Origin of the sequence: Mesorhizobium sp. M7A.F.Ca.MR.245.00.0.0, from assembly GCF_003997415.1 — a bacterium.
GTDB lineage: Bacteria > Pseudomonadota > Alphaproteobacteria > Rhizobiales > Rhizobiaceae > Mesorhizobium.
Genome location: NZ_RZTE01000044.1, coordinates 1 through 16,658 on the forward strand (window position 1 = coordinate 1; position 16,658 = coordinate 16,658).

Below are 16,658 nucleotides of genomic sequence, written 5' to 3' on the forward strand. Positions count from 1 at the left end.
CTCATCCGTCTCGGCGCTGCGCGCCGATCCACCTTCTCCCACAAGGGGAGAAGGGGAAATCGCGTCAGCCGCCAACCGCCGCATTGATCTCCCACCCGCTCACCCAGACCTGCCGCAAGCGGTCGCCTTCGCCCTTGAACCGCAGCCCCGTCGCCTGGCAATCCTCGATCCGGTCGCTGCGGAAATTGCGGATCGCCTGGCGCAGCTCGCACCAGGCGACGATGTTGGCGGTTTCGGCGTAGTAGATGAGCGCGATCGGGCGGATGAGACGCTCGGAGGCGCGGCCCATCTCGTCTCGATAGGAGAGGTCGAGCTTCTCCTCGTCGCGGATGGCGCGGCGCACCAGCGCCAGATCGATCGCGCCGGTCGAAGGCGCGGCGAACCCCCATGCATGCAGCGCATTGGCGTCGAATGCCTGCCGCAAGGGTGGCGGCACCGCGCCGGCGATCTTGGCGCTGACGCGCTTGGCCGCTTGCTTGAGCTCGCTGTCTCCGGTGCGCTCCAGCAGCGCCAGCGACAGGACGATCGCCTCCATCTCCTCGATCGAGAACATCAGCGGCGGCAGGTCGAAGCCGGGGCGCAGGATATAGCCGATGCCGCGGCCCCCTTCGATCGGAACGCGCATCGCCTGCAGCGCTGCGATGTCGCGATAGATCGAGCGCACCGTCACTTCCAGCCGCTCGGCAATCGTTGCCGCCGTCACCGGCTGCCGCGCCAGCCGCACGATCTGGATGATCTCGAACAGGCGTGACGCCTTGCGCATTTTTTACCCCAGCTTGCGCGCCCAACTGACACAGCATTGTCAGTTGGGCTGACCTATAGGAGCGCCTATCGAATTGAAAATCAACAGGTTCCGCTGCGGTTTGGCGGAGCGAGGCGGCAGGCAACTGACATGGGCTATGCGGAAAATCTCTGGCTTTTCTTTATCCTGCTGTTCGGCATCATCGCCGTACCGGGCATGGACATGCTCTTCGTGCTTGCCAATGCACTGACCGGCGGGCGCGACAGGGCTCTCGCCGCGACCGGCGGCATCATCGTCGGCGGCATGGTGCACACGCTGAACGGCGCCATCGGCGTCGGCCTGCTGATGCATTTCGTGCCGATCCTGTTCAAGCCGCTTCTGCTTGCCGGCGCCGCCTACATGGCCTTTATAGGTATCACGCTGATGCGCAGTTCCATCACTGTCGGTCAGGAGGGGCCTGCCGGCAGCCGTTCCGCATGGAAGGCCTTTCGCCAGGGTTTTGTGACCTGCCTGATCAACCCGAAGGCATACCTGTTCGTGCTTGCCGTCTACCCGCAGTTCCTGAAACCGGACTACGGTCCGATCTGGATGCAGGCGACGGTCATGGGGCTGCTGACCGTGGCCACCCAGGCTGCGATCTATGGCGGGCTGGCGATCACGGCTGGCCGCAGCCGCAACCTTCTGATCGCCAATCCGCGGGCGACCATTTTTGCCGGCCGGGCGGCCGGACTGCTGCTCTTTGCCGTGTCGGTGTTCACGGCATGGGAGTGACTGAGAGCGGCGTAGGGATTTCTTGCGAAGAAGACCCCCACCCCTAACCCCTCCCCACAAGGGGAGGGAGACTCCCGCCGGCGCTGACAATGGCAACTGCCGAGGCTTTCAGGCGTCAAGGTTCGAGTAGGAGTGCGCGGCAGCGTTCCCTCCCCCTTGTGGGGAGGGCTAGGGTGGGGGTCCTCTTCGCAAGAGTCCATGGCCCTGCGTCGACGGGCGTGGTTCGGCGTAACGCCTACTTGACCGACACGCCCTACTTCACCGACATGCTGGGCCCACCCTCGACGGCCAGCACCAGCCGGCGGTTGGTTATCCTTGCCAGTTGCGCCAGGCGCCCGGCCGGCCGCTCGCCATAGAGATCGGCCAGCGATGCCGGCAAGACCAGCGCCAGCACGCCGTTGGCGCGCTGTTCCCATTTCAGCCTGGGCATGATGCCGGGCATCGACGCCGTCAGCAGGTAGACGACGCGCATCATCGCGGCGAGCACGCGGGCGCGCTCCAGATAACGCGGCGGCGCCAGCGCCTTGATCTCGGGGGCGATGGCTTCGTTGAAGATGCCGTCGTGACGATAGGCGTTGGCCATGGCCAGGAAAGCACGGCCGGGATGGTCGACGCCGAAGAAGGAGGCGTGCGCAATGATGTTGAGCGATTGCTTGCCGCGATATTCGGGGTGCGCGCGCCAGCCGATATCGGCCAGCAATGCGGCCGCGTGGCGGTAGCGCGCCTCGTCCTCGGTCTCGTCGATGCCGAAAGCGGCAAAGGTTTTGGCGGTCCAGTCGACAAGTTCATGCGCATGGGCGACGGAGCGCGAGCGCAGGCGGGCGAGTTCCTCCGACGCCGAAATCAAGGGGTCGGCCTTCTGCTCGGCCTCATCGAGCAGCGAATAGAGAAAGCCTTCGCGTACACCCAGAGCCGAGACGATGATCTTCGACGGCTGCATCGCTGCCATGATCTCCTGCAGCACGACGGCGCCATAGGGCAGCAGCGAACGGCGGTTCTTGGAAACGCCTTCGATGCCCTTGACCTTCTCGATCTCGGCCTTGGCCACTTGCTTGAGGAAGTTCGCCGCGCTTTCGGCCGAGATCTCGTAATGGTGCATGACGCCAAGCGGATAGTTGGTCATCTCCATGTGCAGCCGGGCGAGATTTCGCCAGGTGCCGCCGACGGCGTAGAAGGGCCTGCCCTGCCCGCCTTTCAACAGCTTGGCCTTCGCCAGTTCGTCACGCGTGATCTTGGCCGCCTGAGCCAGCGAGTTCTTCGCCATGTCCTGCAGGCGCAGACCGCCCAGCGGCAGCGTGATGCCGTCGCCGATCGCTTCGCCGGCGACGTCGACCAGTTCGAGGCTGCCGCCGCCCAGATCGCCGGCGATGCCGTCGGCCGGATGGAAGCCGGAAATGACGCCGAGCGCCGAATAATACGCTTCCTGACGGCCGCTGATGACACGGATCTCAGTCTTCAGCACCTCCTCGGCGCGGTGAATGAAATCAGGGCCATTGACCGCCTCGCGGGCCGCGGCGGTGGCCAGCACATACATCTGCTCGGCGCCGGCTTGGTCGGAAAGCGCGCGAAAGCGACGGAACTCTTCCATCGAGCGCGTCACCGCCTCGGCGTCGAGCTTGCCGGTCGAAACGATGCCCCGGCCGAGACCGGCCAGCATCTTTTCGTTGAACAGCATGGTCGGCGAGCGCGCCAGCCCCTCATAGACGACGAGGCGGATCGAGTTCGATCCGATGTCGATGATGGACAGCGGTCGGCGGTCCTGCAGCCGGCCCTGGGAATCAGACAGCATCAGCCGGACGCTGCAGCGTTCTTCTTGCGGCGCTTGAACTGCGCAATGCGCTTGGGCGCATGCGACTTCAGCGCGTCACCCCGTCCCGACAGGCTCGGATTGGTCATGAAATATTCCTGCGCGTTGAACGGTTCCTCGCCCTCCTCCAGCACGACGCGCCGGGAGGTTCCATCAGCCAATACGTCGAAACTTTGCTGATTGTCCATGATGTTGCCCAGCATGATCTGGCCAAGGATCTGTTCGTGCACAGTTGGATTCGTGATCGGCACCATGGTTTCGACGCGGCGGTCGAGATTGCGCGGCATTAGATCGGCCGAGGAGATGTAGACGATCGCCTCGTCCGACGGCAGGCCGTGACCGTTGCCGAAACAATAGATGCGGCTGTGCTCGAGAAAACGGCCGACGATCGATTTTACGCGGATGTTTTCCGACAGGCCCGGAACCTGCGGCCTCAGGCAGCAGATGCCGCGCACGACCAGGTCGACCTCGACGCCGGCCCGGCTGGCATCGTAGAGCGCGTCGATGATGATCGGATCGACGAGTGCGTTCATCTTCATCCAGATGCGCGCCGGTTTCCCCTGCACCGCGTAGGCAATCTCGTCGGCAATGTGCTTCAGGATGCGGCTTCTCAGCGTGAACGGCGAGATCGCAAGCCGCATTTCGTCGGTCGGCTCGGCATAGCCGGTGATGAAATTGAACAGCTGGGCGACATCGCGGGCAATCGTCGGATCGGTGGTGAAGAAGGACAGGTCGGTGTAGATGCGCGCCGTTACCGGATGGTAGTTGCCGGTGCCGAGGTGCACGTAGTTGCGCAGCTTGCCGTCCTCGCGCCGCACCACCAGCGACATTTTCGAATGGGTTTTCAGCTCGAGAAAGCCGAACACGACCTGCACGCCGGCACGCTCCAGATCGCGCGCCCAGCGAATGTTGGCTTCTTCGTCGAAACGCGCCTTGAGCTCGACCAGCGCGGTGACCGACTTGCCGGCCTCGGCCGCGTCGACCAGCGCACGCACGATCGGGCTGTCATTGGAGGTGCGGTAAAGCGTCTGCTTGATCGCCACCACTTCCGGATCGGCCATCGCCTGGCGCAGGAACTGCACCACGACGTCAAACGATTCGTAGGGGTGATGGACGACGATGTCCTTCTCGCGGATGGCGGCGAAACAATCGCCGCCATGCTCGCGGATACGCTCGGGAAAACGCGGATTGTAGGGCATGAATTTCAGGTCGTCGCGAGGGACGGCGACGATCTCGGAAATCTGGCTGAGCGCCAGCGGCCCGGTGAGCACGCTGATGCGGCTCGAGGACACGCCAAGCTCGCCTGCCACGAAGTCGCGCAATTCGCCAGGCATCAGCCTGTCGAATTCGATGCGGATCACCGAACCCCGCCGCCGCCGCTTCAGCGCCGTTTCGAACAGGCGAACCAGGTCCTCGGACTCCTCCTCGACCTCGATATCGCTATCGCGAATGATGCGGAACGTGCCGGAGCCCTTGACCTCGTAGCCGGGGAAGAGCTTGCCGATATAGAGGCCGACCGCCTCTTCCAGCGGGATGAAGCGGACATGATGCTTGCGGTCCGGCAGACGGATGAAGCGCTTCAGCGCCACCGGCAGGCGCAGCAGCGCGCTCATCTCCTCACCGTTCTTGCGATGGCGCAATTGCAGCGCCATCGAGAAGCCGAGATTTGGAATGAACGGAAACGGATGCGCCGGGTCGATCGACAGCGGGGTGAGCACCGGGAAAACCTGTTCCTGGAAATGGTCTTCCAGCCAGACTTTCTCGTCCTTGGTCAGCGCATCGCGGGTGATGCTCTCGATGCCTTCCTTGTTGAGCAGCACGGTAAGCGCCGAAAGGCTCTTCTGCTGGTCTTCCTGCAGCCGCTCGACCTCACGCAGCAGCTGTTCGAGCTGCTGTTCGGGGGTGCGTCCGTCAGGGCTCTTCAGCGTGATGCCCTCGCGCACCTGGCCGGCAAGACCGGCAACGCGGACCATGAAGAACTCGTCGAGGTTGGCGGCCGAGATCGACAGGAAGCGGACGCGCTCCAGCAGCGGATGATTGAGGTTCAGCGACTCCTCGAGAACGCGCCGGTTGAACTGCAGCCAGGAAAACTCGCGGTTGACAAACCGGTCCGGATTGCCGCCCTCCGGGCGGGCCACCTCGACATCCACGAATTCGTTCTGCACCGGCTTCAGTTCGTTCATGATTCCCGCTCTTCCACACCGTCAGCCAGCTAAAGCGTCGTGCGTCATTCAGGACGCGCAAAGGACGCTCTGCCACTCCAAGGCGACGCATGGTCCTTGCCGAAAACCGGTGTCGGTCTTCGGGGCCATGCGTTAACCGGCTTAACTTATCCTCTGACAGGCTTTTGCGACAGTTTCATTTCATCGAACTTGCAAAGAGGCCTGATATGATCCAGATGCAGACGAGACTGCGTTAAGGAGACGACGATGGCAGGCGGTTCCATTCCCCATTTTCAGAACGATGCGGGCTATCAGGCAATCGACATCGGCGTGAAGGAATTCATGTGCACGGGCGCCAATCCGCCTTTCGACCACCCGCATGTGTTTCTGGACATGGGCGACGACAACGAAAAAGTCTGCCCCTATTGCTCGACGCTCTACCGCTATTCTCCGAAGCTGAAGGCGACCGAGACGCTGCCGGCCGGCTGCATCTACATCGATCAGGCCGCCTGAGTCTTTCGCGACCAGCCCGATGACCGACACGCGATCCCGGCAAATTGTCATCGCCGGGGCGGGTGTCGCCGGATTGACCGCAGCGCTTGCATTCGCCGACCGCGGCTACCCTGTTCGGGTGTTCGAACAGGCGCAGCGCCTGGAAGCTGCCGGCGCCGGCATCCAGCTCTCTCCCAACGCGACACGTATCCTTCGCCAGCTTGGCGTACTCGACAAGCTGCTGCCGGCAACGGTGCGGCCGGAAGCGGTGGTCCTGAAGGACGCCGCGACGTTGCGCGAACTGGCGCGGGTGCCGTTGGGGCAAGCCGCCGAAACGCGCTGGCAGGCGCCCTATCTCGTGGCGCACAGGGCCGATCTGCAGAGCGCACTGACCGCGCGCGTTGCCGAGATGCCGGATATCCATCTCACCACCGGCGCCCGCATCGGCGACGTTGACACCGGCCCGGATGGCATCACCGCGACGGCCGAGATCAATGGCAAAACCGTCGAGGCGGAGGGCCTCCTGCTGGTTGGGGCCGATGGCGTCTGGTCGTCGGTGCGCAGGCTTGCCCGCTCGGCCAAGGGAGCGACCCTCGCAACGAGCCGTTTCTCCGGCGAACTGGCCTGGCGCGCCACCGTCGCGGCCGACAGTGCCGCCGGTCGGAGCTTTGCAGCCATAGGCGCCAGGGACTGCGTCACCACTTTCCTGCATCCCGGCTTCCATATGGTCGCCTATCCCGTCAGCAAGGGTGCGGCCTTCAATCTCGCGGCCTTCACCAGGGGCGACCGCATTGCCGAGGGCTGGTCCGGCAACGCCGACGCCGGGATCCTGACCCGAGCCCTGCGCGGCACCGCGGCAGAACTTGCCCGCCTGGTCGAGCAGGCCGGCCCATGGACCGCATGGCCGATCCACACTGTTGACCCGCAACAGCCCTGGACAACGCCGAACGGCATCGCGCTGATCGGCGACGCCGCGCATGCGATGACCCCGTTCGCGGCGCAAGGCGCGGCGATGGCGATCGAGGATGCGGCGACGCTTGCCGAGGCCGTCGACGCCTCCCCCACTAACCCCTTGGCCGCGCTTGCGGTTTGGGAGCAGTCACGGCGGCCGCGTGTCGCGCAGGTCGCCCGACGCGGCGCCGTCAACCGGCTGGCCTGGCATGCCTCGGGTCCAGTGGCGATTGCGCGCAATGTGTTCCTGAAGGCGCGCTCGGAAAAGCTCGCGGCGGATCTGGATTGGCTCTATGGGTGGCGGGCAGTTGAGGCTGCTGTCAGGCGTTGAAAGCCTGACAGGCTGGCGGGACAGCGCCCCCCTCTGTCCTGCCGGACATCTCCCCCACTTGAGGGGAGATCGGCCGGCACCGCCGATTTCACCAATCTCGAACGTTGCAGGGCCGCAGGAAAGAGCGGGGCGCCGAACCGCCAATCTCCCCCCTCGTGGGGGAGATGTCCGGCAGGACAGAGGGGGCGCGAAGGAATGAGGCGTCTCGCATTGGCGAAACGCGACAAGACGAGACAGCTAATTATACAGCCGCATCGATAGCCCGAGCGATGCAGGCAGCGGGTTCCACCAGCCGGTGCGCAGGCCGGCGATGCGCAAGGCCGCCGCCGTCCAGGTGTTGCAGCCAACCAGTGCGTTGAAATGGCCATTGGCTTCGTAGAAGCCGTCGAATCTGGAATAGGCTGCGTCCGGAACGAGGATCGGGCCTTTCGGGCCCCGCTGGAAACTCGCATCGATGAAATCGAGCAACGCCGCGAACCGATCCTCGGTGATGTCGAACCCCGCGACATCGGGGCGCGGTTCGAGGATGTCACCGGCGACATCGACATGCATGACCGACGCGTCGAGTGTCAGTGCCTTCATCACCGGCACCGCCTTCAGCTCGGACCATGTCGGCGTCTCCAGGTAGAAGGCGCGGCCGCCCCAGCCGAAGACGATGTAGCGGACCTCCGGCCTGTCGGCCGGTATGCCCGCGTCGACCAGGAAATGGAAACGCCGGCGCACGGCGTCATCGACCGGGATGGCGATATCGGTGTGGATCGGATTGTTCAGCACCAGGATGTGACGCGTCGCGGCTGGCACGGCGGCGGCGGCCGGCCACAGCGGCCGTGGCACGAGGGTGCCCGTCGTCACGGCGAGTGCGACGAGAACCAACAGAAGACCCAGAAAACGTCCCAGTCTTTTCATTGAAAGGCGGCCCTGCAAACGCACTCCGGCGACACGAACGCCCGCCTGTTCTCCCATACGCAAAAGAGCCCGGCAGTGTTTCAGCCGGGCTCTTCGTGGCCGTCGAGGCCTAGTGCAGGATCTGCGACAGGAACAGCTTCGTGCGCTCGTGGCGCGGGTGGTCGAAGAACTCGGCCGGCGTGTTCTGCTCGACGATCTGGCCCTGGTCCATGAAGATCACCCGGTTGGCGACCTTGCGGGCGAAGCCCATCTCGTGGGTGACACACAGCATGGTCATGCCTTCCTCGGCAAGGCCGACCATGGTCTCCAGCACTTCCTTGATCATCTCCGGATCGAGCGCCGAGGTCGGCTCATCGAACAGCATGATGCGCGGGTTCATGCACAGCGAGCGGGCGATCGCCACACGCTGCTGCTGGCCACCGGAAAGCTGGCCGGGATATTTGTTGGCCTGTTCCGGGATCTTGACGCGCTTGAGGAAATGCATGGCGATTTCCTCGGCCTGCTTCTTCGGCGTCTTGCGTACCCAGATCGGCGCCAGCGTGCAGTTCTCCAGGATGGTCAGGTGCGGGAACAGGTTGAAGTGCTGGAACACCATGCCGACCTCGCGGCGCACCTCGTCGATCTTCTTGAGATCGTTGGTCAGTTCCTTGCCGTCGACGATGATCTTGCCCTTCTGGTGCTCCTCCAGACGGTTGATGCAGCGGATCATGGTCGATTTGCCGGAGCCGGAGGGGCCGCAGATGACGATGCGCTCGCCGCGCATCACTTTCAGGTTGATGTCCTTCAGCACATGGAACTCGCCGTACCATTTGTGCATGGCGATGATGTCGATGGCGACATCGGTCGTCGAAATCTGCATCTTGGCGGCGTTGACCTTGATCTCTTCGGCGCTGACGGCATTTTCGGTGGCCATGACAGGATCCCCTTTTTCTTTATCGTTGGTTGATGCATGTCGTTATCCCAAAAGCGCTATACACTTTTGGGCGACATGCATCAGCGTTTGTGGCCGGTGTCGAGCCGGCGTTCGGTGTACATTGAATAGCGCGACATGCCGAAGCAGAACAGCCAGAAGACGAAGGCCGCGAAGATCAGGCCGGACCTCGCCGTCTGCGCGGTTGCCCAGTTTGCATCGGAGAAATTCTGTTTGACGATGCCGAGCAGGTCGAACATCGAGATGATGATGACCAGGCTGGTGTCCTTGAACATGCCGATGAAGGTGTTGACGATGCCCGGGATGACCAATTTCAGCGCCTGAGGCATGACGATGAAATACATCTTCTGCCAATAGCCGAGGCCGAGCGAATCGGCACCTTCATACTGGCCCTTGGGGATCGCCTGCAGGCCGCCGCGCACCACTTCGGCCATATAGGCCGCGGCAAACAGCGACACGCCGATCAGCGCGCGCAGGAACTTGTCGAACGACACACCCTCCGGCAGGAACAGCGGCAGCATGACGCTGGCGAAGAACAGCACGGTGATCAGCGGGATGCCGCGCACCGTCTCGATGAAGACGACGCACAGCGTCTTGATGATCGGCATCTTGGAACGGCGGCCGAGCGCCAGCACGATGCCGAGCGGCAGCGACACGGCAATGCCGACGAAGGACAGGCTGAGCGTTACCAAGAGCCCACCCCAAAGCGAGGTCTCGACATGCGGCAGGCCGAACATGCCGCCGACCAGCAGGACGAAGGCGACGATCGGCAGCACGAAGAACAGCAGAACCGCATTCAGCCCTTTGCGCGGCACCTTCGGGATCAGCATCGGCACCAGCAGCGCCACGAACAGGATAGCGACCAGGATCGGCCGCCAGCGCTCCTCGATGGGATAGCGGCCGAGCATGAACTGGCCGAATTTGGCGTTGACGAAAGCCCAGCAGGCGCCGGTCCAGCCATCCGGCTGGATGCCTCCTTGCGCCACCGTGGCGCATACGGTTCGGTCCGGTCCCGTCCACACGGCGTTGATGAACGCCCAATTGATGATCTGCGGCAGGATCATCGCCACCAGGGCGATGCCGACGATCGTCAAAATGGTGTCGCCGGTGGAAGCGATCAGGTTCTTGCGCACCCATGCGCCGAGGCCGGTGACGCTGGCGGGCGCCGGCTGCGCCAACACCATTTCGGTGCGCACCCAGGACATATCATGTTCTTGCATGTCCTTACCTCACCTCTCCACCAGCGCCATCTTGGCGTTGAACCAGTTCATCACAAGCGAGGTCAGGAGACTGATGGCGAGATAGATCACCATCATGATCACCACGCCCTCGACGGCCTGGCCGGTCTGGTTCAGCACCGTCCCGGCGGTCGCCGTCAGGTCCGGATAGCCGATGGCGATAGCCAGCGACGAGTTCTTGGTCAGGTTGAGATACTGGCTGGTCAGCGGCGGAATGACGATGCGCATGGCCTGCGGCACGACGACCAGCCGCAGGATCGATCCGGACCGCAAGCCCAACGCACCGGCAGCTTCCGTCTGGCCCGCGCTGACACCCCTTATGCCGGCGCGCACGATCTCGGCGATGAAGGCGGCGGTATAGCAGGACAGCGCCAGATAAAGCGACAGGAACTCCGGCCGGACCTGGAAGCCGCCGGTCAGGTTGAAAGTCGACTGCTTCGGGTAGTCGAAGCTCAGGGGAAAGCCGCTCAGCGCATAGGCGAGCAGCGGCAGCCCGGCGATCAGCGCGGTTGACGTCCAAAACACTGGAAATTGCTGGCCGGTCGCCATCTGCCGTTGCCGCGCCTTGCGCGCGACGAACCACGCCATGGCGATGCCGACGAGCAGGGCGACGAAGATCAGCCATGAGCCGTCGCCCCACACGGCGCGTGGAAAATAGAAACCGCGCTGGTTGAGGAAGGAGCCGAACGGCAAACCGATGCTGTCGCGCGGCGCCGGCAGCACAGCCAGCACGCCGGAATACCAGAAGAAGATGACCAGCAGCGGCGGGATGTTGCGGAAAACCTCGACATAGACCGTGCAGATCTTCCTGATCAGCCAGTTCTGCGAGAGCCGGCCGATGCCGATGACGAAGCCGATGATTGTCGCGGTGATGATGCCGACGATGGCGACGATGACCGTGTTGATGAGGCCGACCAGAATGGCGCGGCCATAGGTCGAATCCGATGAATAGGCGATCGCGCTCTCGCTGATGTCGAAGCCGGCGCGGCCCTTGAGGAAGCCGAAGCCTGAAGCGATGCGCAGCCGCGTCAGGTTGTCGATGACGTTGTGGGCAATCCACCAGACGCCCGCCACTAGCAGCACGACGACCAGCACCTGGAAGAATATGCCCCGGATTTTCGGATCGTTGATGAAGGAACCGCGGCTGGGCTCCTCGCGAAGTACTTCCTGCGATGCCATTCGACCGTCCCTGGAAAGAGAAACCGGGAGGCAGATGATCTGCCTCCCGGATCACATTTCGATCAGCGGATCGGCGGCGCGTATTGCAGGCCGCCCTTGGTCCACAACGCGTTGATGCCGCGCGCGATCTTCAGCGGGCTGCCCGAGCCGACATTGCGCTCGAACATTTCGCCATAATTGCCGACGGCCTTGACGATGTTGACCACCCAGTCATTGGAGACGCCGAGATCGGTACCGATCTTGGTATCGGCTTCCTGGCCGAGCACGCGCTTGATCTCGGGACTGGCCGAATTCTTCATCTCCTCGACATTGGCCTTGGTGATGCCGAGCTCTTCAGCCTGCAGCAGCGCGAAATAGGTCCACTTGACGATGTGGTACCACTGGTCGTCGCCCTGGCGAACGGCCGGTCCGAGCGGCTCCTTGGAGATGATCTCGGGCAGCACGACGTGGTCGGCCGGCGCTCCCAGCGTCAGGCGGATGCCGTAGAGGCCCGACTGATCGGTGGTGTAGACATCGCAGCGGCCGGCATCATAGGCGGCGTTGACCTCTTCCAGCTTTTCGAAGACGACGGGATTGTACTCCATCTTGTTGGCCTTGAAGTAGTCGGCGAGGTTCAGCTCGGTGGTGGTGCCGCTCTGCACGCAGACGGCTGCGCCCGAAAGCTGCAGGGCCGAATTGACGCCCGGAAGCTTCTTGGCGTTGATCATGAAACCCTGGCCGTCATAGTAGGTGACGCCGATGAAATTCAGGCCAAGCGCCGTATCGCGGTTGATGGTCCAGGTGGTGTTGCGCGACAGGATGTCGATCTCGCCCGACTGCAGCGCGGTGAACCGCTCCTTGGCGCTGAGCGGCGTGAACTTGACCTTGGAGCCATCACCAAAGACGGCGGCCGCGACAGCGCGGCAGAAATCCGCATCGATGCCTTGCCAGTCACCCTTGTCGTCCGGCGCCGAAAAGCCGGCAAGGCCGGTGGAGACGCCGCACTGGATGAAGCCCTTCGCCTTGACGGTGTCGAGCGTGGCCGCCGACGCGGCGGACGCCATCAATCCAAGCGTGGCGGCGCCTAGAATGCCGATAGCAATGTGTTTCATGACCCACAGACCCTTTTCTCTGTTTTCAGGAGTAAATCCTGATTTTTTTCTCCCGTGTGAACGCGGCTTCATCCCGGCCCATTCCCGAAACCCCGCATCGTAACCGACGCGCCGCCTCCCATTCACAAATGTCATCGAAGGCGATAATTCCTGTGAGGTCAAGGGAAATGACCGAAACCCAAAGAGTTTGAAAACCGATTGCCGCAAATGCCCGATTTACAGACAAACACGCCCGCGATTTAGCCAGCAGGGCTAATAAAGGCGGCAAATCTCATGCAACGCCAACGCGGGGCCAATACGGGCCGCGGCAGCGAAATCCATCCCGGGCAATAGCTCGTCGTTGTTGACCTCCGCGTGCGACGAACTACCAGGTCCCAAGATTGTCATCTGACAATTTACTGACGGCTGCATACCAATACAGACCGCCGACGAAGACTGTTCTCAAAGGGCTTGAAAGACGATCCAGATCCCGATGGCGGCCATCAACGCGCCTGAAACGCGCGGAATCAGCTGCCCGGTCGGCACCGTCTTCTCCAGCAGAACAAGGATGGCGATGCCGGCGATCCACAGCACGTTCATGACGCCACCGACGAACAACAGAGCCATCAGCGCCCAGCAGCACCCCAGGCAATAAGCGCCGTGATCGATGCCCAGCCGAAGCGCGCCGAGCGGAGCGGAGCGGAATCCGCCATGGCCGGCCAGGAACGCGATCGGCGCCTGACATTGGCGCAGGCAGACGCCCTTCATCGGCGTCCATTGATAGAGACCGGCGGCGATCAGAACGAGGCCGCCGAGGATCGCGCTGCCGGTCGCCATCGAGGGATCGAGCAAGGCTAGACGGGCGAGAAGCCATTGCGCACCGGTCGCCAGGAGGCTGAAGACGACCCAGACGGCGAGATAGCCGGCAAAAAACCATCCCGTCGAAGCGATGGGCCGGCCATCCGCCCGCGCCTTGCGGCCGACACCGGCATAGAGCAGCAACATCGGCGCGACCGACGGCGTCATCATGCCGACCATCATCACCGCCCACATCGTGAAGGTGAAGGCGAAATCGCCCAATGCCCAGGGCCGGAAGCCGGGCGCCATGGCGGCGCCCATATCCATGCCGGCCATGTCGCCGCCTCCGCTATCCGGCAAGGGGGAGCCGGGCATGACCATGGTGGCGGCGAGCCACAGCACATAGGCCCAGGCGAGCACGGCAATCACCACGAGCGCGGCCATCACGACCGCGCGATCGCGCCTCAGCACCGCCTCGAGGGCCGTATCGCCCATTGGATCAGGTCAATGCACGATGCCGCTCTGCGTAAGATGCAGATTGGCGAAATGGCTGTGCGTATCGGCCAGCTCGAACTTGATCGGGCCCGTCGCCTTGGTCCAGCCGCGCCCGACCTCGGCGATCGCGTATTCGAAGCCGTGCGGCAAGTCGATGCGCGCCTGGTGCGCGGCGCCGGTGACCGGATTCCGGATCGGCTCGCCGCGACCGTCGGTTATACCCTCGACATGCAACTGACCGGTTCGCGCGTCGACGTCGATCTTGAATTCGATCGGCGCGAAGATCGGATCGTGGAATTTCTCCAGCGTGGTCGAAAAGACCTGAAATATCGTTGCACCTGGCTCGGTGTCCAGACCGCCCAATATGCGAAGCAGCGCGCCACGTTGGGCTTCCGTCGCCCTCTCGTCGATGACCACCGCGGCTTCACCCCCGCCCTGGTGTATGGCGCCGGGCCAGCTGAAAATCCCGACGAACCGCAACCCGTCGAGCTTGGTGTCGCCGTGATGGCCGCTCTCGATTTCCATGCCGGCGACCGCCTGGCAGAATCCGTATGTCGGCATGGCGTTGAACTGGCACGGGCAGCCATAGGCGCAGTTGCAATTGATGAATTCGCGCGCCTTCATGGCCCATTTGACGTCCGGCATGGCATTCCTCCCTTGCCCCACGCTTCGTGAGCGCGATCCGGATCGTGGAGGACCAGAGGCCAACCGGCAGCAACCATCCGGCAGCATCTGATCGAAGCAATCCGGCGATTAATATTAGTTTCAGATCATATACCGTTCACAGCCGCCCACAATAGGCAGGCGGAGATAGGGCTCCGACCCCAGGTCAACAAATGGCCTGGCGGCAGCCAGTTCGGCAGTGTCGGCAGCTTGCGTGTCGCTATGATAGGAATTTTTTCTTGACTCCATGACCTCAGCTATAGTACATTTTTAACTATGGTGCTGATTTGCGTTTAACTATGGTGCTGATTTGCGCCAGTGACGCAGCTACGAACCGCTGGGGCATCGAGGCCTTCTTCGCCAAGCTCAAGCAGTGGCGCCGCATCGCAACGCGCTATGACAAAATAGCCGCCAACTTCCTCGGCTTCGTCAAGCTCGCAGCCATCATACTCTGGCTCAAATGATTAAATTGTCACTACAGCCTAGAGCCTCTTGAATCGGAAACGATCATTTCCTATATATCAAGGATGAAAAGGGCTGCACTTGCATCCGTATCCACATCCCGAAGGCCGGGCCGACCCCGCGAGTTCGACATGGACATCGCGTTGGACAGGGCTGTGCGCGTATTTTCGGAGCGTGGCTATCACGGCACCTCGATCACCGACTTGACCCATGTGATGAACCTCGCACAGGGCAGCATCTACAAGGCGTTCAAGGACAAGCAGGGCGTCTTTCTAGCTGCCTTCCAGCGCTACCGCTCGATAAGGACAGAGAAGTTGCGCAAAGCCATCGGCGACAGCGGAAGCGGGCTGGAGCGACTTCGCCGGGCGCTCGGTTTTTACGTCGAGTCCGCACATGGGGAGGAAGGACGGCAAGGATGCCTCGTCGTCGGCAGCGCCGCCGAAATCTCGACCTTCGACCTCGAAGTGGCGCGGCATATCACGACTGCGCTGGAACGCAATGAAGCCCTGCTGACGGACCTCGTCCGTCAAGGGCATAACGATGGCTCGATCCCTTCTCATGTCGATAGCGAAACTTCTGCCCGCATGATGCTTTGTCTCGTGCAGGGTATGCGGGTGGTCGGCAAGACCGGGCGGAGCCGGGACGACATGCAAGCTGTCGTGGACATCGCCATCAAGTCACTCCACTAACTTTCTTCCTCAATTAGAAAACGAAATTTCCGAATTATGAAGGACGCCTCCGTGATGCAGATTGGATTCTTGGGCCTGGGAACCATGGGCAAACCCATGGCCGCAAACCTTGTCAAAGCCGGATACAGGGTCCGGGTGTGGAACCGTTCGCAAGAGCCGGTTGCCGCTCTTGCCGCGCTCGGCGCCGAGATAGGAACCGATCCACGCCAGGCGGCCGAAGGCGCGGATGTGCTCATCTCCATGCTCGCGGATGATGCGGCCACGCGCGCCGTCGTCATCGACGGCCAGGTGCTGGACGCGCTGAAGCCGGGCGCGATCCACATCAACATGGCGACAGTCTCGGTCGCCTTCGCGAACGTGATGGAGCTACTGCACCGGGAAAAGGGCGTCGGGTATGTCGCGGCTCCGGTTCTCGGGCGGGTGAACGTGGCCGAAGCTGGTCAGCTCAACATCCTTGCGGCAGGTGATGCTGAAGCTTTGGGACGCGTACAGCCGCTGTTCGATATTCTTGGGCAGAAGACATGGTGTTTCGGAAACCAGCCCGAACAGGCCAACGCCATCAAGCTAGCCGTGAATTTCATGATCGGCAGTGCCATCGGGACGATGGGCGAGGCAGTGGCGCTCGCGCAAGGTTATGGTGTCCCCAAGGGCAATTTCGTCAATCTGATCACATCCACGATCTTCGCCGCACCCGTTTACAAGGGTTATGGCGGGGCGATTGCGGAGGATCGCTTCGAGCCGGCCGGCTTCAGGCTGACGCTTGGTCTGAAGGATGTGCGTCTCGCTCTGGAAGCCGGGGAGAAGGTCAACGTCCCGATGCCAATAGGCAGCGTTCTCCGCGACAATCATCTCGATAGCGTTGCGCACGGCGAAGGCCATCTGGATTGGGCCGCGCTGTCGCGTGTTTCCACGCGCCGCGCAGCGCAGCAGTGACCATAGCAGCAGAGGCGCCATCCTCCTTGCGCGGGCTT

At 62.7% G+C, this 16,658-nt stretch carries 15 protein-coding genes and 1 pseudogene; 6 read left to right on the forward strand and 10 right to left on the reverse strand.

The window, feature by feature from the left end:
* Positions 1-64: 64 nt before the first annotated feature.
* Positions 65-763: a YafY family protein gene (locus EOB80_RS28765; protein WP_127331216.1), complete on the reverse strand. Its 699-nt coding sequence runs from the start codon at positions 761-763 to the stop codon at positions 65-67.
* 129 nt (positions 764-892) lie between these two features.
* Here EOB80_RS28765 and EOB80_RS28770 point away from each other — a divergent pair, with 129 nt between their 5' ends.
* A complete protein-coding gene (locus EOB80_RS28770; protein ID WP_127331218.1) occupies positions 893-1,513 on the forward strand; it encodes a LysE family translocator in 621 nt (206 codons plus the stop codon).
* Positions 1,514-1,766: 253 nt separating this feature from the next.
* Here EOB80_RS28770 and ppx read toward each other — a convergent pair whose 3' ends face one another.
* Together ppx and EOB80_RS28780 are read right to left on the reverse strand one after the other, a co-directional pair.
* Positions 1,767-3,302 carry an exopolyphosphatase gene (gene ppx, locus EOB80_RS28775; protein ID WP_127331220.1) on the reverse strand — a complete coding sequence of 512 codons (1,536 nt, stop codon included), beginning with the start codon at positions 3,300-3,302 and terminating at the stop codon, positions 1,767-1,769.
* The gene (locus EOB80_RS28780; RefSeq protein ID WP_127331222.1) at positions 3,302-5,503 is read right to left on the reverse strand and encodes an RNA degradosome polyphosphate kinase; all 2,202 of its coding nucleotides are present in this window, start codon (positions 5,501-5,503) and stop codon (positions 3,302-3,304) included. Before EOB80_RS28780 ends, ppx begins: the two co-directional genes overlap by 1 nt.
* Before the next feature lie 246 nt (positions 5,504-5,749).
* Here EOB80_RS28780 and EOB80_RS28785 point away from each other — a divergent pair, with 246 nt between their 5' ends.
* Together EOB80_RS28785 and EOB80_RS28790 are read left to right on the forward strand one after the other, a co-directional pair.
* Entirely contained in the window at positions 5,750-5,995 is a 246-nt protein-coding gene (locus EOB80_RS28785) for a zinc-finger domain-containing protein (protein ID WP_023814125.1), read from the forward strand.
* A gap of 19 nt (positions 5,996-6,014) precedes the next feature.
* Positions 6,015-7,256 carry an FAD-dependent monooxygenase gene (locus tag EOB80_RS28790; protein ID WP_127331224.1) on the forward strand — a complete coding sequence of 414 codons (1,242 nt, stop codon included), beginning with the start codon at positions 6,015-6,017 and terminating at the stop codon, positions 7,254-7,256.
* Positions 7,257-7,493: 237 nt separating this feature from the next.
* Here the strand turns inward: EOB80_RS28790 and EOB80_RS28800 are convergent, their stop codons facing one another.
* The 7 genes from EOB80_RS28800 to EOB80_RS28830 all read right to left on the reverse strand — a co-directional run bounded on the left by EOB80_RS28800 (position 7,494) and on the right by EOB80_RS28830 (position 14,518).
* Complete coding sequence (locus EOB80_RS28800; RefSeq protein ID WP_127331226.1) at positions 7,494-8,162, reverse strand: TIGR02117 family protein; 669 nt, start codon at positions 8,160-8,162, stop codon at positions 7,494-7,496.
* A gap of 109 nt (positions 8,163-8,271) precedes the next feature.
* Positions 8,272-9,075: an amino acid ABC transporter ATP-binding protein gene (locus EOB80_RS28805; protein ID WP_013532420.1), complete on the reverse strand. Its 804-nt coding sequence runs from the start codon at positions 9,073-9,075 to the stop codon at positions 8,272-8,274.
* Positions 9,076-9,155: 80 nt separating this feature from the next.
* Positions 9,156-10,313, reverse strand: coding sequence for an amino acid ABC transporter permease (locus EOB80_RS28810; RefSeq protein WP_127331228.1), 1,158 nt, complete (start codon positions 10,311-10,313; stop codon positions 9,156-9,158).
* A 9-nt stretch (positions 10,314-10,322) separates the two neighbouring features.
* Complete coding sequence (locus EOB80_RS28815) at positions 10,323-11,510, reverse strand: amino acid ABC transporter permease (RefSeq protein WP_127331230.1); 1,188 nt, start codon at positions 11,508-11,510, stop codon at positions 10,323-10,325.
* A 62-nt stretch (positions 11,511-11,572) separates the two neighbouring features.
* Complete coding sequence (locus EOB80_RS28820; protein WP_127268988.1) at positions 11,573-12,601, reverse strand: amino acid ABC transporter substrate-binding protein; 1,029 nt, start codon at positions 12,599-12,601, stop codon at positions 11,573-11,575.
* Between the two features lie 441 nt (positions 12,602-13,042).
* Entirely contained in the window at positions 13,043-13,873 is an 831-nt protein-coding gene (locus EOB80_RS28825) for a DUF2182 domain-containing protein (RefSeq protein ID WP_127331232.1), read from the reverse strand.
* 9 nt (positions 13,874-13,882) lie between these two features.
* On the reverse strand, positions 13,883-14,518 hold the full coding sequence (locus EOB80_RS28830; RefSeq protein WP_127331234.1) for a DUF1326 domain-containing protein: 636 nt from the start codon (positions 14,516-14,518) through the stop codon (positions 13,883-13,885).
* 362 nt (positions 14,519-14,880) lie between these two features.
* Between EOB80_RS28830 and EOB80_RS28835 the strand changes: the two are divergent.
* The 3 genes and pseudogenes from EOB80_RS28835 to EOB80_RS28845 form a co-directional block, all read left to right on the forward strand.
* Positions 14,881-15,000: pseudogene (locus EOB80_RS28835) on the forward strand (transposase); the annotation flags it as partial.
* A gap of 129 nt (positions 15,001-15,129) precedes the next feature.
* Positions 15,130-15,687 carry a TetR/AcrR family transcriptional regulator gene (locus tag EOB80_RS28840; protein ID WP_245466472.1) on the forward strand — a complete coding sequence of 186 codons (558 nt, stop codon included), beginning with the start codon at positions 15,130-15,132 and terminating at the stop codon, positions 15,685-15,687.
* A gap of 12 nt (positions 15,688-15,699) precedes the next feature.
* Positions 15,700-16,620: an NAD(P)-dependent oxidoreductase gene (locus EOB80_RS28845; RefSeq protein ID WP_281035282.1), complete on the forward strand. Its 921-nt coding sequence runs from the start codon at positions 15,700-15,702 to the stop codon at positions 16,618-16,620.
* The last annotated feature ends 38 nt before the right edge of the window (positions 16,621-16,658 follow it).

What these genes read in the sequence shown, in the direction of transcription:
- EOB80_RS28815 (WP_127331230.1), bottom strand. Translation starts at nt 11,510, where the DNA reads ATGGCATCGCAGGAAGTACTTCGCGAGGAGCCCAGCCGCGGTTCCTTC.
- EOB80_RS28770 (WP_127331218.1), top strand. Translation starts at nt 893, where the DNA reads ATGGGCTATGCGGAAAATCTCTGGCTTTTCTTTATCCTGCTGTTCGGC.
- ppx (WP_127331220.1), bottom strand. Translation starts at nt 3,302, where the DNA reads ATGCTGTCTGATTCCCAGGGCCGGCTGCAGGACCGCCGACCGCTGTCC.
- EOB80_RS28820 (WP_127268988.1), bottom strand. Translation starts at nt 12,601, where the DNA reads ATGAAACACATTGCTATCGGCATTCTAGGCGCCGCCACGCTTGGATTG.
- EOB80_RS28810 (WP_127331228.1), bottom strand. Translation starts at nt 10,313, where the DNA reads ATGCAAGAACATGATATGTCCTGGGTGCGCACCGAAATGGTGTTGGCG.
- EOB80_RS28805 (WP_013532420.1), bottom strand. Translation starts at nt 9,075, where the DNA reads ATGGCCACCGAAAATGCCGTCAGCGCCGAAGAGATCAAGGTCAACGCC.
- EOB80_RS28765 (WP_127331216.1), bottom strand. Translation starts at nt 763, where the DNA reads ATGCGCAAGGCGTCACGCCTGTTCGAGATCATCCAGATCGTGCGGCTG.
- EOB80_RS28780 (WP_127331222.1), bottom strand. Translation starts at nt 5,503, where the DNA reads ATGAACGAACTGAAGCCGGTGCAGAACGAATTCGTGGATGTCGAGGTG.
- EOB80_RS28840 (WP_245466472.1), top strand. Translation starts at nt 15,130, where the DNA reads ATGGACATCGCGTTGGACAGGGCTGTGCGCGTATTTTCGGAGCGTGGC.
- EOB80_RS28785 (WP_023814125.1), top strand. Translation starts at nt 5,750, where the DNA reads ATGGCAGGCGGTTCCATTCCCCATTTTCAGAACGATGCGGGCTATCAG.
- EOB80_RS28790 (WP_127331224.1), top strand. Translation starts at nt 6,015, where the DNA reads ATGACCGACACGCGATCCCGGCAAATTGTCATCGCCGGGGCGGGTGTC.
- EOB80_RS28825 (WP_127331232.1), bottom strand. Translation starts at nt 13,873, where the DNA reads ATGGGCGATACGGCCCTCGAGGCGGTGCTGAGGCGCGATCGCGCGGTC.
- EOB80_RS28830 (WP_127331234.1), bottom strand. Translation starts at nt 14,518, where the DNA reads ATGCCGGACGTCAAATGGGCCATGAAGGCGCGCGAATTCATCAATTGC.
- EOB80_RS28800 (WP_127331226.1), bottom strand. Translation starts at nt 8,162, where the DNA reads ATGAAAAGACTGGGACGTTTTCTGGGTCTTCTGTTGGTTCTCGTCGCA.